Annotated in this window: 14 protein-coding genes and 2 tRNA genes; 15 read left to right on the top strand and 1 reads right to left on the bottom strand. The window is 41.3% G+C overall.

Annotated features, from left to right (window positions below; translation table 11 throughout):
- Positions 1-173 precede the first annotated feature (173 nt).
- The 12 genes from tig to AC4HAN_RS08335 all read left to right on the top strand — a co-directional run bounded on the left by tig (position 174) and on the right by AC4HAN_RS08335 (position 11,324).
- Complete coding sequence (gene tig / locus AC4HAN_RS08390) at positions 174-1,457, top strand: trigger factor (RefSeq protein WP_491092115.1); 1,284 nt, start codon at positions 174-176, stop codon at positions 1,455-1,457.
- A 243-nt stretch (positions 1,458-1,700) separates the two neighbouring features.
- Positions 1,701-2,363, top strand: coding sequence for an HAD family hydrolase (locus tag AC4HAN_RS08385; protein ID WP_491092114.1), 663 nt, complete (start codon positions 1,701-1,703; stop codon positions 2,361-2,363).
- Positions 2,364-2,476: 113 nt separating this feature from the next.
- A complete protein-coding gene (gene rpoE, locus AC4HAN_RS08380; RefSeq protein WP_491092113.1) occupies positions 2,477-3,064 on the top strand; it encodes a DNA-directed RNA polymerase subunit delta in 588 nt (195 codons plus the stop codon).
- A 153-nt stretch (positions 3,065-3,217) separates the two neighbouring features.
- Positions 3,218-4,822, top strand: coding sequence for a CTP synthase (pyrG, locus tag AC4HAN_RS08375; protein WP_491092112.1), 1,605 nt, complete (start codon positions 3,218-3,220; stop codon positions 4,820-4,822).
- A 901-nt stretch (positions 4,823-5,723) separates the two neighbouring features.
- A tRNA-Leu gene (locus tag AC4HAN_RS08370) sits at positions 5,724-5,809 on the top strand.
- 132 nt (positions 5,810-5,941) lie between these two features.
- Positions 5,942-6,823, top strand: a complete 882-nt coding sequence (locus AC4HAN_RS08365) for a class II fructose-bisphosphate aldolase (protein ID WP_027975487.1) — start codon at positions 5,942-5,944, stop codon at positions 6,821-6,823.
- Positions 6,824-6,925: 102 nt separating this feature from the next.
- Positions 6,926-7,237: a hypothetical protein gene (locus tag AC4HAN_RS08360; RefSeq protein WP_491092111.1), complete on the top strand. Its 312-nt coding sequence runs from the start codon at positions 6,926-6,928 to the stop codon at positions 7,235-7,237.
- Positions 7,238-7,293: 56 nt separating this feature from the next.
- Positions 7,294-7,366: transfer RNA gene (locus AC4HAN_RS08355), tRNA-Thr, on the top strand.
- Positions 7,367-7,588: 222 nt separating this feature from the next.
- Positions 7,589-7,777: a 50S ribosomal protein L28 gene (rpmB, locus tag AC4HAN_RS08350; RefSeq protein ID WP_027975489.1), complete on the top strand. Its 189-nt coding sequence runs from the start codon at positions 7,589-7,591 to the stop codon at positions 7,775-7,777.
- Positions 7,778-7,875: 98 nt separating this feature from the next.
- Complete coding sequence (locus tag AC4HAN_RS08345; RefSeq protein WP_027975490.1) at positions 7,876-8,241, top strand: Asp23/Gls24 family envelope stress response protein; 366 nt, start codon at positions 7,876-7,878, stop codon at positions 8,239-8,241.
- Positions 8,241-9,902 (top strand): DAK2 domain-containing protein, encoded by a 1,662-nt coding sequence (locus tag AC4HAN_RS08340; protein ID WP_491092110.1) that lies wholly within the window; start codon positions 8,241-8,243, stop codon positions 9,900-9,902. The genes AC4HAN_RS08345 and AC4HAN_RS08340 overlap by 1 nt, the downstream gene beginning before the upstream one ends.
- A gap of 204 nt (positions 9,903-10,106) precedes the next feature.
- Positions 10,107-11,324 carry an MFS transporter gene (locus AC4HAN_RS08335; protein ID WP_491092109.1) on the top strand — a complete coding sequence of 406 codons (1,218 nt, stop codon included), beginning with the start codon at positions 10,107-10,109 and terminating at the stop codon, positions 11,322-11,324.
- A 4-nt stretch (positions 11,325-11,328) separates the two neighbouring features.
- On the opposite strand, the gene AC4HAN_RS08330 is transcribed toward AC4HAN_RS08335, so the two are convergent.
- A complete protein-coding gene (locus AC4HAN_RS08330; protein WP_491092108.1) occupies positions 11,329-12,207 on the bottom strand; it encodes an Rgg/GadR/MutR family transcriptional regulator in 879 nt (292 codons plus the stop codon).
- A gap of 304 nt (positions 12,208-12,511) precedes the next feature.
- On the opposite strand from AC4HAN_RS08330, the gene AC4HAN_RS08325 reads away from it, so the two are divergent.
- From AC4HAN_RS08325 to ilvC, 3 genes are read left to right on the top strand one after another with little or no spacing between them, the layout of a single operon-like run.
- A complete protein-coding gene (locus tag AC4HAN_RS08325) occupies positions 12,512-14,215 on the top strand; it encodes an acetolactate synthase large subunit (protein WP_027975494.1) in 1,704 nt (567 codons plus the stop codon).
- Entirely contained in the window at positions 14,208-14,690 is a 483-nt protein-coding gene (gene ilvN, locus AC4HAN_RS08320) for an acetolactate synthase small subunit (protein ID WP_003090251.1), read from the top strand. The genes AC4HAN_RS08325 and ilvN overlap by 8 nt, the downstream gene beginning before the upstream one ends.
- 56 nt (positions 14,691-14,746) lie before the next feature.
- Positions 14,747-15,772: a ketol-acid reductoisomerase gene (gene ilvC / locus AC4HAN_RS08315; protein ID WP_491092214.1), complete on the top strand. Its 1,026-nt coding sequence runs from the start codon at positions 14,747-14,749 to the stop codon at positions 15,770-15,772.
- Positions 15,773-15,895 lie beyond the last annotated feature (123 nt).

The following is a 15,895-nucleotide window of genomic DNA, read 5'->3' as shown; positions in this document are numbered from 1 at the left end:
TTCGAGAAAAATGAAAAGGGTTTCAGAAAAATCGGCGGGCTTTCTCAGTTTAAAACAGACCCTGTTGCTTTTTCCAAAATTTAGCCGCTTTTGAATGGAAGAAAAAACTTCCAAATTGACAATAAATGTGATAAACTGGAAAGTGCAAATAAATTTTAAGGAGAAATGACTTCATGTCTACATCATTTGAAAACAAAGAGACAAATCGTGGGGTTGTTACATTCACGATTGGCCAAGATAAGATTCAGCCGGCTCTTGACCAAGCCTTCAATAAAGTGAAGAAAGATATTTCAGTTCCAGGATTCCGCAAAGGACATCTGCCGCGTGCCGTTTTTAATCAAAAGTTCGGTGAAGAAGCTCTTTATGAAGAAGCTTTGAACAGTATCCTGCCATCAGCATACGAAGGAGCTGTTGCAGAGTTGGAACTTGACGTTGTGGCTCAGCCAAAAATTGATGTTAAATCAATGGAAAAAGGCCAAGACTGGGAAATCACAGCAGAAGTAGTCACAAAACCGGAAGTAAAACTCGGTGACTACAAAAATCTTGAAGTATCAGTCGAAGAATCTAAAGAAGTTACTGATGCAGAAGTGGACGAAAAAATCGAACGCGAACGCAGCAATCTGGCTGAACTCGTTCTTAAAGAAGACGCAGCCGCTGAAGGCGATACTGTCGTTATCGACTTTGTCGGTTCGGTTGACGGCGTTGAATTTGACGGCGGCAAAGGGGATAACTTCTCACTTGAACTCGGGAGCGGTCAGTTTATCCCAGGTTTTGAAGACCAATTAGTAGGCAAAAAAGCCGGAGAAACAGTTGATGTAAACGTTACTTTCCCAGAAGATTATCAAGCAGCCGACCTTGCCGGCAAGGATGCTAAATTCGTCACAACTATCCACGAAGTCAAAGCTAAGGAAGTTCCTGAATTGGATGATGAATTGGCTAAAGACATTGACGAAGAAGTGGAAACTTTAGATGAATTGAAGGCTAAATACCGCAAGGAACTTGAAGCGGCTAAGGAAACTGCTTATGATGATGCAGTTGAAAGTGCAGCTATTGATTTGGCTGTTGCCAATGCTGAAATTGTTGAACTGCCGGAAGAAATGGTTCACGATGAAGTTCACCGTGCTATGCAGGAATTCATGGGCAATATGCAGCGCCAAGGAATCTCATCAGAAATGTACTTCCAATTAACGGGTACAACTGAAGAAGATCTGCACAAACAATACGAAGCAGACGCTGACAAACGTGTGAAAACTAACCTGGTTATCGAAGCCATTGCTAAGGCAGAGGGCTTTGAAGCTTCAGATGAAGAAATCGAAAAAGAAATTGCTGATCTTGCAGCTGAATACAGTATGGATGTTGAACAAGTGCGTTCACTCCTTTCACCGGATATGCTCAAGCATGATATTGCAATGAAAAAAGCTGTTGATACAATTACAGAAACAGCAACTGTTAAATAAGACTCAGCAAGAGCTGCTTTGGTTTTTTAAAATAGGACTTGGGGATTTTGCCTCAAGTCTTTCATTTTTTACGGGTTTTATAGGACAAGCAGAAGTTCCGCCGGCCCGTCCTTGAGTAAAACCGGAAAAGTGAATCTAAACACAGATTTTTTCGTGTTTTTCTAGTAAGGCGTTTAACAAGTTGTTATAATAAGGTTGAAGAAAGCACTCAATCACATTCGGTCTTATATGGAGGAGCTGCCTATGATAAAGCTAATTGTTTTTGATATGGATGGTGTTATTGTTGACACTGAATATCTGGATTTTCAATTACAGCAGGCCTATATAAAAGAAATTGCCAAAGAGCCGTCTAAGCTGACGCATGACGATTTTTCCCGGCTTGTCGGACGATCCGGCAAAGATTTGCTGGGGAGAATTAAAAAGCTCAGTCAGTCAGACCTTACTGAGGAAGAAATTGAGCAGGGCCTGCAAAAGGTTGAATTGCAAAAATACCGTAAGGAAAGCTATCTGCCGCTGTTTCGAAAAGATATCCTTGCTGTTTTAGATTATGCCAGAGCTCATGATATGGCCTTAGCGGTTGCTTCATCAACGCAAAAAAAGTACATTTTAGAAATTCTGACCAATTGCGGGATACAAGATTATTTTGATGCTGTTGTCAGCGGTGAAGATTTTGAAGCAAGCAAGCCCGATCCGGCTATTTATCTGTCGATTCTTAAGCGTCTGGGGATTCCGGGAGAACAGGCACTCGCTGTTGAAGACTCTCCTTCAGGGATTGCGGCGGCTAAGAAAGCAGGCATGAAGACAGTTGCCTACGAAGAAAAACGCATGTCTGTTGATCAGTCGCAGGCTGATTATATGGCTAAGGATATGCTGGCTATTCTAGAGTATGTCAAGTCTTTCAGCTAAAAGCAGTGCTGTAAGTAAAGCGTTGGCAAGAGCGGCTCTTGCATAAATCTCTTTTGACTTACTGCTGAAAATATCGTAAAATATAAGTTAACGACAAAATAAGGAGAACCACCTTGGAATTAGAAGTATTTGCTGGACAAGAAAAAAGTGAACTCTCAATGATTGAAGTTGCCCGTGCTATCTTAGAAGAACGCGGCCGGGACCATGAGATGTATTTTAGTGACCTTGTTAATGCTATTCAAGTTTATTTAGAAAAGTCAGATGCAGACATTCGTGAAGCCTTGCCGTTTTTCTACTCAGATTTAAATGTTGACGGCAGCTTTATTCCGCTCGGTGACAACAAATGGGGTCTGCGCTCTTGGTATGGCATCGATGAAATTGATGAAGAAATTGTCACTCTTGAAGATGACGAAGACGGTGCGCCAAAACGTAAGCGAAAACGCGTCAATGCCTTTATGGACGGCGATGAAGATGCTATCGACTACAGCGATGATGATCCGGAAGATGAGAGCTTTGATTCGCCTGAAGAAGATACTGATTACGATGATGACAATCCGGATGATGAGAAATCAGAAGTTGAGTCTTATGATTCTGAAATCAGTGAAATTATTCCGGAGGAAGATCTGGATGAAAATGTTGATTTAGATGAAGAAGATGACGATTACTCCGACGATGAGGAAGAGGAAGACGACGAAGAGTAATTTTCTTCCTTTCAGATGTGTCCAATTCTTCATTGACAAATGAAGTCAGATAGTTTATATTATTTACTGGGCACCTCTTTTGAGGTCGGATAAGCTTCCTAGTTTTAGGGGGCATTTTTCTTTTTTCTCCCAAATTAAGTAAAGGAGCATTTAATGACAAAGTATATTTTTGTAACCGGCGGTGTTGTTTCTTCAATTGGTAAAGGGATTGTGGCTGCAAGTCTCGGCCGCCTTTTGAAAAATCGCGGTCTCAAGGTAACCATTCAAAAATTCGATCCATATATCAATATTGACCCGGGGACAATGAGCCCTTATCAGCACGGTGAAGTTTATGTGACCGATGATGGTGCTGAGACAGACCTGGACCTCGGACATTACGAGCGTTTTATTGATATTAATCTTAATAAATATTCAAATGTGACAACAGGAAAAATATACAGCGAAGTCCTTCGTAAAGAACGCAAAGGAGAATACCTTGGAGCGACGGTTCAGGTTATTCCGCATATCACAGATGCTCTCAAAGAAAAGATTAAACGCGCTGCTACAACGACTGATTCTGATGTGATTATCACTGAAGTCGGAGGAACGGTCGGCGATATTGAAAGTCTTCCTTTCCTAGAAGCTCTGCGTCAAATGAAATCTGATGTGGGTTCTGATAATGTTATGTATATTCATACCACTCTGCTGCCTTATCTGAAGGCAGCCGGTGAGATGAAAACCAAGCCAACTCAGCACTCAGTGAAAGAGCTCCGCGGTTTGGGAATTCAGCCCAACATGCTTGTCATTCGGACGGAAAAGCCTGCTGGGCAGGGCATTAAGAATAAATTGGCTCAATTTTGCGATGTGGCTCCGGAAGCCGTCATTGAATCACTCGATGTAGACCATCTCTACCAGATTCCGCTTAATTTGCAGGCGCAAAATATGGATCAGATTGTCTGCAATCATTTAAAACTGAATGTGCCGGCTGCTGATATGACAGAGTGGTCTGCCATGGTTGATAAGGTGATGAACCTGAAGAAAACCACAAAGATTGCTCTGGTCGGCAAATATGTGGAACTGCCGGATGCTTACCTGTCTGTTGTTGAAGCTCTGAAACATTCAGGCTATGTCAATGATACGGCTATTGATTTCGATTGGATCAATGCTAATGACGTCACTGCTGACAATGTTGCTGAATTGCTGAAAAGTGCAGATGGGATTATTGTGCCGGGCGGCTTTGGCCACCGCGGTACCGAAGGAAAAATCGAAGCCATTCGCTATGCGCGTGAAAATGATGTGCCTATGCTTGGTATCTGCCTTGGCATGCAGCTGACCTGTGTGGAATACGCCCGTCATGTGCTCAATCTTGAAGGGGCTAATTCTGCTGAACTGGATCCGGACACTAAGTATCCGGTTATCGATATTATGCGCGATCAAATTGATATCGAGGATATGGGCGGTACACTGCGTCTGGGGCTTTACCCATGTAAGCTGAAACCGGGCAGTAAGGCAGCAGCGGCCTATGACAACCAAGACGTTGTTCAGCGCCGCCACCGCCATCGCTATGAATTTAACAATGCCTATCGTCAGCAGTTTGAAGAAGCCGGCTTTGTCTTTTCAGGAGTATCTCCGGACAATCGTTTGGTAGAAGTTGTGGAACTCTCAGACAAGAAATTCTTTGTTGCAGCCCAGTACCATCCGGAACTGCAATCACGTCCTAATCGTCCTGAGGAATTATATACGGCCTTTGTGACAGCAGCAGTCGAAAACAGTCACTGATAATAACATAAGATTTAGACAAATTAGGCTCTGTAATCTCCGCAGCAGGTAATGGCTTTGGAGATTGCAGAGCTTTTGCTGTCTATCAAAAAAAGCCCCATATAACTATAATAAACAGCAAGAGAGCCATTATCGTAAGTCATATGGGACCAACCTTAAGTAGCATAGAATTAATTGAATAGATATCCGACTAACAAAATATTGTTTAATTCAAAAATGAAAAAAACATATTAGCTATTACTAAGATGCATTCCAGTATAAAAATTCCAAAACAGATAAGCTTGACAGCACCACTTTGACTCCGCTTAGAAATTAAGACTAATACTGCAAAACTTAATAATATTAACGAGTAAATAGCATATATCATATATTTAACTCAACCTCTTTATAATGGTGTATTATAGCCAACTCCAGCGCCAACCCAGCCTTGACCTTGAATTTGAGCAAGATTATCAGCATCCAAAGATTCGAACGCCTCGAAAGCTAAAGTATTCATACTGAATATCCTTTAAATAAATGTGATTTTTATGCTCATTGTGCTAAAGAAAATTGATTAACAAAACGAATACGCCTATAGTCTAGGTCTTTTGACAGAAAAATTCAAGGGGATTTTCAGTATTGTTATTAATTACTCATTTTGGAGAAATCTTTTGATTATTTTTCTGGATTTTTTAACTTACTTCTCATCGACATATAAGAACCTTATTTTCAGTGCCTCTCTAATATGTATAATGTCGGCTGCAGTGATGTCCAGGACTTCTCTGTGTCACCTTTTCAACTATCCAGCCGGCTAACTTCATGTTAGAACTTTTAAGAAAAAGACAATTTGAGGATTTTTATAAAAATATGGGAAATATCCTTGACAGCAATATAGGAAGTTGATATAATTTATTTTGTTGCTGCGGGGATGGCGGAATTGGCAGACGCGCAAGACTAAGGATCTTGTGACCGCTTTTGGTCGTGAGGGTTCAAGTCCCTCTCTCCGCATATCAGCTGGCCTTTGGCCGGCTTTTTTGTTTTGATGAGTTTTCAAGAAAAGGCTGGAAATTTTACTGTAAAAGTGATAAAATAAACAATGTAATGGGTTTGACCCAAAAAATATTTAGGAGGCCTTTAAAAATGGCAATCGTTTCAGCAGAAAAATTTGTCCAAGCAGCTCGTGACAACGGTTATGCAGTTGGTGGATTTAACACAAACAACCTTGAATGGACACAAGCGATCCTGCGTGCAGCGGAAAGCAAAAAAGCTCCAGTTCTTATCCAAACGTCAATGGGTGCTGCAAAATACATGGGCGGTTACAAACTTTGTAAAGTTTTGATTGAAACTCTTGTAGAATCAATGGGTATTACTGTACCAGTTGCAATTCACCTTGACCATGGTCACTATGAAGATGCGCTTGAATGTATCGAAGTTGGTTACACTTCTATCATGTTTGACGGTTCACACCTTCCAGTTGAAGAAAACCTTGAAAAAGCTAAAGAAGTTGTTGAAAAAGCACATGCTAAAGGTATTTCAGTTGAAGCTGAAGTTGGTACTATCGGCGGTGAAGAAGACGGTATCGTCGGCCGCGGTGAATTGGCACCAATCGAAGATGCTAAAGCAATGGTTGAAACTGGCATTGACTTTTTGGCAGCAGGTATTGGTAACATCCACGGTCCATATCCAGAAAACTGGGAAGGTCTTGACCTTGGCCACTTGAAGAAATTAACAGAAGCTGTTCCAGGTTTCCCAATCGTGCTTCACGGTGGCTCAGGTATTCCTGATGATCAAATTCGCGAAGCTATCAAACTTGGTGTTGCTAAAGTCAACGTTAACACTGAATGTCAAATTGCATTCTCAAATGCAACTCGTGCCTTTGCGCGTGCTTATGATGCAAATGAAGCTGAATACGATAAGAAAAAACTCTTTGACCCACGTAAATTCTTGGCTGATGGCGCTAAAGCTATCCAAGAAGCAGTTGAAGAACGTATTGATGTCTTTGGTTCAGAAGGTAAAGCTTAATTGTCTGACCATAGAAGTAACAAAAAATCTCGCCTAGGCGGGATTTTTTGTTATACTGAATAAAACGAGATTTTCAAAGCAGAGAATTGATAAGGAGCTTGTATGATAGAAGCAATTACTGAGATTATTTTTCATGTTCTGTTTGACGTTCCAAAAGGGAAAAAGCTTCGCTCTTTAATTGTTTGGTTGGCTTTTTATCTTGCGCTGACTTTTCTGATGGGTCTTTTAATCGGTCTTTACGTGCTCATTGTGATGATTTGGACGTTGTTTAAGCCCCTAGCTATTTTCTTGTTTCTTTTGTTGTTTGCCCTAATTGTTTTTATTGCTGTAGTGTTGAAAAGTTTATATCAGTTATGGAAGCAAAAAGGGAACATTAACTTATCGAAGGATAGCCATTTCTCAGAAGATTCTTAAATGGCTGCGCCTATTCTATTGACAAAATTTTTAGAAATAGTAAAATATTACTGTTAGCCGATTTAGCTCAGCTGGTAGAGCAACGCACTCGTAACGCGTAGGTCACAGGTTCAAGTCCTGTAATCGGCATTAGTTAGCTGCAAGCAACACTTTAAGATTTGTGTGATAGGTCTTAAGGTGTTTTTTTCATATTTTCAACTGGCTAACGTCATTTTAGAATTTTCACATCTGTGCTAAGCCGCAGTTCTGGAAAAATGTTTGAAGACCTATTGTCAAACGATTGGTATTTTGCTATAATATTACGGTATGTGGTGACTTCACCCCTAGACTAAGCAGGAGGATGACAGATAAATGGCTAAAGTATGTTATTTTACAGGACGCAGAACTGTGTCAGCAAATAACCGTTCACACGCAATGAACAAAACCAAACGCACAGCAAAACCAAATCTTCAAAAAGTGACTGTTCTTATTGACGGAAAACCTAAAAAAGTTTGGGCTTCAGCGCGTGCGCTTAAATCTGGTAAAGTAGAACGTGTTTAAAATGAAAGAAGAGTCTTCGGACTCTTTTTTTGTTAATTTTTTACAAGATATCTATATTATGGTAAAATAAGCTGATAAAAACTTTTTGAGGTAGCGAAATGACAGTAAAAATTAACACAAAAGACGGTCAAATTGAATTGTCAGATGACGTGATTGCCACAGTTGTTGGCGGTTCAGCCAATGAAATCTTCGGGGTAGTCGGCATGGCCAGCAAGAGTGCTATCAAAGATAATTTTCAGGCACTGCTGCGCAAGGAAAACTATTCTAAGGGTGTTGTCATAAAATCAACAGATGCCGGTATTTCAGTTGATGTATACACTGTGATGAGTTACGGTGTTAAAATCAGTGAAGTATCTAAAAATATCCAAGAGCGCGTTAAGTTTAATCTTGAAAATCAGCTGGGCATTTCTGCTGATACGGTTAATGTCTATGTACAAAATATTAAAGTTGTGGGAGAAGATTAGTGGCTAATATTACAACAAGTTTATTCCAAGGGATGGTTCAGGCAGCTGCAACACGCCTTGGTAAACAAGCAGAGTATGTCAATTCACTGAATGTCTTTCCTGTCCCGGATGGTGATACAGGTACCAATATGAGCATGACCATGGACAATGGTGCTAAGGAAGTCTCTGATAAACCGGCTTCAACAGTTGGAGAAGTCGGTCAAATTCTTTCTAAAGGATTGCTGATGGGAGCGCGCGGGAACTCAGGTGTTATCACTTCTCAGCTTTTCCGCGGTTTTGCCCAAAGCATCAAGAATAAAAAAGAACTGACAGGTAAGGACTTGGCCCAAGCGCTTCAAGCCGGGGTTGAGGTAGCTTATAAGGCCGTTATGAAGCCGGTTGAAGGAACCATTTTGACAGTATCGCGCGGAGCGGCATCAGCAGCCATTAAAAAGTCTGAAAATACGGATGATGCTGTTGACGTGATGCAATCTGCGCTAAATGGTGCTAAAGCGGCCTTGGCTAAGACGCCGGATCTGCTTCCTGTTTTAAAAGAGGTAGGTGTTGTTGACTCGGGCGGCCAAGGCTTAGTTTTCATCTACGAAGGTTTTTTGTCGGCCTTGACAGGTGAGTATATCATGTCAGAAGACTTTCAGGCTACTCCTGCTAACATGACAGAAATGATTAATGCTGAACATCATAAGTCTGTTGTCAGTCATGTGGCAACACAAGACATTACCTTTGGCTACTGTACAGAAATTATGGTAGCACTTAAGCAGGGTTCGACTTATGTCAAAGATTTTGACTACGAAGCCTTTCAAAATTACCTGAGTAATTTAGGGGATTCTCTGTTAGTTATCAATGATGATGAAATTGTTAAGGTTCATGTTCATACTGAAGATCCAGGTCTGGTTATACAAGAAGGACTCAAATACGGGGCTCTTGTCAAGGTAAAAGTTGATAACATGCGCAATCAGCATGAGGCTCTTCAGGAAAAAGAGGCAGAACCAAGAGCTAAAGAGCTGAAAGAATATGCTCTGATAGCCGTTGCGGCCGGCGACGGTTTGGCGGAAATTTTTAAATCACAAGGTGTAGATTATATCATTTCCGGCGGTCAGACCATGAATCCGTCAACGGAGGATATTGTCAAGGCTATTGAGTCTGTTAATGCGAAGAACATTATTATTTTACCGAATAATAAAAACATCTTCATGGCTGCCCAAAGTGCCGCGGACGTTGTTGATGTTCCGGCTGCGGTTGTGGAAACGCGGACTATCCCGCAAGGTTTCACCAGCCTTTTGGCCTTCAATCCTGCCAATTCCTTGGAAGATAATGTCGCAGCTATGACAGACAGTCTCACAGAGGTTGTCAGCGGCAGTGTAACGATGGCTGTTCGTGATACGACTATTGATGGTCTGACTATTCATAAGGATGATGTTTTGGGAATGGTTGACGGCAGCATTTTGGTTTCAACGCCAGATATGGATCAGGCTTTGCGCCAAACTTTTGATAAAATGGTTAACAGCGACAGTGAAATTGCTATTATCTATGTTGGTGAAGATGGCAGCAAGGAGCAGGCCCAAAATCTTTCAGACTATTTGGAAGACCGATATGAGGACTTAGAAGTTGAAATACATCAAGGAAATCAGCCTGTTTACCCTTATATAATGAGTGTAGAATAAAAAATAATATCAAAGAAAGCAGATGGTGCTTTCTTTTTTGTTTTGCCAATAACTGGGTTCGCTGTCAGAGGTGAAAAATTTAAAAAGCTGATATTCGTATTTGAATATTTCTTAAAGCGGCAATTTTCTGTGATAAAGTATATTCGGAACTGTTAAACAAAAGAGTTCACTTTGTATTAGATAGGCTAACAAAAGGGAAAAGTTATGCGGACATTTTTTACCGAAAATAAACACTTTACACAACTAGTTGGTATTAATTTACTGTCGAAAGTCGGTGATAGATTATTTTATACTGCGATGTTAACAGCAGCGGCTTCTTTACCGAATGGCAGTTTAGCAGTTATGATTGTGTCGGCTTCAGAGACACTTCCTATTTTGATGAGTTTATTTCTAGGTGTGGCAGCTGACAGACAGCAGCAAAAACTAGTTCACTTAGTTAGCAGCTCGCTTTTTAGAACACTGATGTATCTTGGTATCGGCTTTATCTTTAGCTATCCGCCAACCCTGCTTTTAATCCTGGCAGCTTCGCTTTTAAATTTATTATCAGATATTAGTGGAAATTATTCGACGGCACTTTTTTCACCCTTTACTAAAACTTTGGTGAAAGCAGACGATATGGAAGAAGCTCAGGGACTTGTTAGTTTGGGAACCCAGTTGGTGAGTGTCTTAGCAACTTTTGCCGGAGCATCCTTGCTGACAGTTTTTAGGGAAAGTTCTTTAGCGCTGATAAATGCCTTGATTTTTTTAGCGGTGGCAATACTTTATGGGCTGATGCGGCCCTTTCTTAAAGAGCAGGAATCTAAAATAAAGACATTTAAAGAGAAAACGACTCTTTCAGCGGTTAAAGATAATTTCAAATCTTTTCTGGCTGACCGGATTTTACTGATTAATCTGATTCAGTTAACCCTGTTAAATGGTTTCTTCGGTGGCTTGATGCCTTTGTTTGCTTTATTTATCAAGGAAAATCAGGAATTAGCGACGGTGAGCAATCCCCTTAAAATTTCGGTCTTATCAGGGATCATTACCCTGTTTATGATAATCGGAAACAGTTTAACAGCTAAAGTGTTTAGAAAACATTCTATTTTTGTTATCAATCTTTGGGCTGATATAACAATTCTTCTGGCAGGGCTGGGGTTTATAGCTGATAATATTTGGCTAATTTTCTTGGCAGACAGTCTCCTTGCTTTTTTAGTAGGAATTGTTTCTCCGCGCTTTTCAGCTGATATTGTCAATCGTTACCCCGTCGAAAGAATTGGCGGCATTGTCACCAGTGTTAATTCTCTTTTGGTATTGGCACCGCCTGTAACAAGCTTGCTGTTTCCGCTCTTATCAACCATCAGCAGCTCTCTGGCTTACTTTGGCTTCATCATTTATGCCTTATTATTACTAATCATCAGTTTAGGTATGAAAAAGAACTCTTGATGTCTCAAGAGCTCTTTTCATCAGCTAACAAATTCGTTAAGTTTTCTTGGAGAAATGCTGCAGTTTCTTCCTGTCCCACGTTTCTGACATTATGAATATAATCGTCCAAGACAGACTTATCGGTGATTTTTCTTTCCTGATAGGCGAGAACTTTCTTTAAAAAAATGAGAACCGTCTTTGCAAACATATCTTGATAGGTCAGGGTATTTTCCAGGTGTTTTATAAAATAATCGGCATGGCTGTTCTGCTTTCTCTCTAATAACACAAAGATAATATTTAAGAAAAGCAATTGCGTTCGATGTTTGTTATTGGGGATTGACAAATAGGCGGTGGCTCTTTCAATAAAAGCTTTTCCCAGAAAAATTAAGTCACTGTCCGATAAAATGGACAAAGTGTTCCCAAAAATATAGAGCTCATATTCTGTCCACGCTTCAATATTATAAAGATAGGCTGTGACTAATTCTCTGTCCTTTTCTGTGATACGATGCTCTGGCTTTAAATCATGAATGGCACAGCGGATGACAAGTTTATTGAGCTGATTGTATGTATCGTAAACTTCAGAATTTTCATCATAACTGTTCAGAAGTTCTTCCAATCCCGTTATATCCTTATTTGCATGGTGTTCAGCGATTTTTTTGGCCAGCTGGAAAAAGGAACTGTCTTCATACTGATGATAAGCATGTTCAAATTCAGCAAGGCTCATGTGGATAGCGGAGATGGCAGTTATTAGTTTATCTGCAGAGAGCATGGTCTGTCCGTTTTCAAATTTAGACAGCTGAGATTGTGATAGCTTGTCATTTGCAATATCTTTCATTTTAAGTCCTCTGGCTAGTCTGAGCTCTCTGTAAAGTTCGCCGAGATTGAATGAATCTAATTTGGTCAAAGCAGCCTCCTTTGCTTATCTTCATTATTATTTATTCTAGCAAAAAAATCTTCTTTGCAACAGAAGTCAGCTACGTGACTGGCCATGCTAAGTTGTTAAGGAGTTGATGGACGATGCGAAAAAGCATATGCGTCAGCACGGTCATTCATAAGAATTCACCAACCTTTTTTGCCTATAAAAAGAATGAAAGCAAAGATTAGATAATTGCAGAAGGGACTTGCAAAATTTTTCAAAAATGTTATGATATTAACTAAGTGATTTGAATTTTTTGAAAATTTGAACAATAATTGCAAAGGAGGTTCCCGTGGAAAAAATACAGCTTAAAAATCCGAGATCAGGATCAGAATTACTGCTTGATACCTTGGAAAGTTTAGAAATCACAACCATTTTTGGGTATCCCGGCGGTGCTGTCTTACCGCTCTATGATGCGATCTATAAAAATGATACGATCCGCCATATTTTAGCCCGTCATGAGCAGGGAGCAGTGCACGAAGCGGAAGGATTTGCCAAATCTACCGGAAAACTTGGTGTCGCTGTGGTGACAAGCGGTCCCGGTGCAACAAATGCCATCACCGGTATTGCTGACGCCATGAGTGACAGTGTGCCTATATTGGTCTTCACTGGTCAGGTTGCAACCCCCGGTATTGGTAAGGATGCCTTTCAGGAGGCTGATATTATTGGTGTTACGATGCCTATCACCAAGTACAATTATCAAGTCCGCGATGCAGCAGATATTCCGCGTATTGTAACAGAGGCTGTTCATATTGCAACGACCGGGCGTCCCGGTCCGGTTGTCATTGACCTGCCTAAAGATGTTTCTGAGAAAATGGTCAATTTTTATTACAAGACCGATCTTAACGTCCCCGGCTATCAGCCGACCGTTGAGCCCAATAATTTGCAGGTCAGAAAAATTTTGTCCCAGCTTAAAAAGGCGAAAAGACCGTTGATTTTAGCAGGCGGAGGCGTTAATTATTCGGGAGCTTCTGCGGAATTAGTTGCCTTTGCCGAGCGCTATAATATCCCTGTTGTATCCACGCTTTTGAGTTTGGGAGTAATGCCGATTGAACACCCTCTGTCTCTGGGAATGGGGGGCATGCACGGGTCTTACGCGTCTAATATGGCGCTGACAGAGTGCGATTTCCTGCTTAATTTTGGTTCGCGCTTTGCCGATCGGCTGACAGGCAATCCTAAAACCTTTGCTAAAAAGGCCGTGGTTGCCCATGTGGATATTGACCCTGCTGAAATTGGGAAGGTTGTCAAGACCGCTATTCCGGTTGTCGGAGATGCCAAACAGACATTGAAACAGCTCTTGGAAGCAGATAAAGTTTCCACAAGACATCGGGAGTGGACAGACAAGGTCTTGCAAAATAAGGCCAAGGCTCCTTTTAGCTATAAGTTTGATGAGGACATTATCAAACCGCAGCATGCGATTGAAACGATTGGCAAGCTGACTAAAGGAGAGGCGATTGTTATCACAGACGTCGGACAGCATCAGATGTGGGCGGCTCAGTTTTATCCTTATAAAAATGAACGTCAGATTATCACATCAGGAGGGCTCGGAACAATGGGCTTTGGTATTCCTGCAGCCGTTGGTGCCAAGTTGGCAAATCCTGACAAAGAAGTTGTCCTGTTTGTAGGTGACGGCGGTTTTCAAATGACCAATCAGGAACTGGCTATTTTGAATGGTTATGGTGTTCCAATCAAGGTCGTTTTGATCAACAACCATTCGCTGGGCATGGTTCGCCAGTGGCAGGAGTCCTTCTATGATGAGCGCCGGAGTGAGTCAACTTTTGATGATGAGCCGAATTTCCAGCTTTTGGCTGAATCTTACGGTATCAGTCATTATAAGTTTTCTGATCCTATGACTTTGGAAAAAGATCTGGAAGTTATTTTGGAAAACAAGCCGATGCTGATAGAAGTTAATATTTCCAATCGTGAACATGTTTATCCAATGGTACCGTCAGGTAAGAGCAATGCGGAAATGTTGGGGGTGACTTTTAATGCGTAGAATGTTAACAGCCAAACTTCAAAATTCCACCGGAGTCCTCAATCGTTTTACCGGGGTGCTTTCCCGCCGGCAGGTGAATATTGAGTCTATTTCAGTCGGTCATACCGAGGTGCCCAATATTTCCAGAATTACCATCATTATTGATGTTGATTCACTGGAAGAAGTGGAGCAGATTATTAAGCAGCTCAATCGTCTGATTGACGTTGTCCGTGTCCGCGATATTACGGATCAGCCCCACTTGGAACGTGAAGTCATCCTGATAAAAGTAGCCGCTCCGACCAGCAAGCGTGCCGAAATTTTAGCGATTATTCAGCCTTTTCGTGCCAGCGTCATTGACGTGGCACCAAAGTCAATCACTATTCAGATGACCGGCGATGCAGATAAAATTGAAGCTCTTATTCGAGTGATTCAGCCTTACGGTGTTAAAAATATTGCCCGGACAGGCGCGACAGGATTCACAAGGGATTTATCTTAAAAGCTTTAAAGAAGTTATCCAACCTTAGCAATAATAAAAATAGAAAAGAGAGATATATTATGGCAGTAGAAATGTTATATGAAGCAGATGTAAAAGTTCCCGCACTTGACGGTAAAAAAATTGCCGTTGTCGGATATGGTTCGCAGGGTCATGCCCATGCGCAAAACCTGCGTGATTCAGGTCATGATGTGATTATCGGTGTACGTCCCGGTAAATCTTTTGACAAGGCGAAAGAAGACGGCTTTGATGTCTATGAAGTGGCAGAAGCTACTAAATTGGCTGATATCATCATGATTTTAGCACCGGATGAAATTCAGGCAAAACTCTATGCTGATGAGATTGCACCAAACTTGAGTGCCGGTAAAGCTCTTGGCTTTGCTCATGGCTTTAACATCCGCTTTGAATACATCAAAGCACCGGAAGATGTTGATGTATTTATGGTTGCGCCAAAAGGACCCGGACACTTAGTGCGCCGTACCTACCAAGAAGGCTTCGGTGTACCTGCGCTCTTTGCTGTTTACCAAAATCCAAGCGGCAATGCACAAAATATTGCTATGGACTGGGCTAAAGGCATCGGTGCTGCACGCGTTGGGCTTTTGGCAACAACCTTCAAAGAAGAAACAGAAGAAGACTTGTTTGGTGAACAGGCTGTTCTTTGCGGCGGTTTAACTGCTCTTATTGAAGCTGGTTTTGAAGTGCTTACTGAAGCCGGCTATGCGCCGGAATTGGCTTATTTTGAAGTGCTCCATGAAATGAAATTAATCGTTGATTTGATTTACGAAGGCGGCTTCAAGAAAATGCGTCAGTCTATCTCAAACACCGCTGAATTTGGTGATTATGTATCAGGTCCGCGTGTCATTACGGAACAAGTTAAAGAAAATATGAAAGCTGTTCTTGCTGATATTCAAAACGGCAAATTTGCTCAGTCATTTGTGGATGATTACCAAAACGGACGTCCGCGTCTGGAAGCTTACCGCAAAGAAGCTGCAAACCTTGAAATTGAAAAAGTTGGAGCAGAGCTCCGCAAGGCTATGCCGTTTGTCAATCAAAATGATGACGATGCTTTCCAAATTTATAACTGATAGAATTGCTGAAAATGCCGGATTTTTTCCGGTATTTTTTTGTTTAAAGGCATGAGACTCTGTAAGCAATAAGGGCTGCAGCCCTGTAAATATTGAAAAATACTGCAGGCTGTCTGGCTTGCA

Source organism: Streptococcus sp. ELY_86 (assembly GCF_058314495.1).
This window is presented reverse-complemented; position numbering and strand designations above follow the sequence as displayed.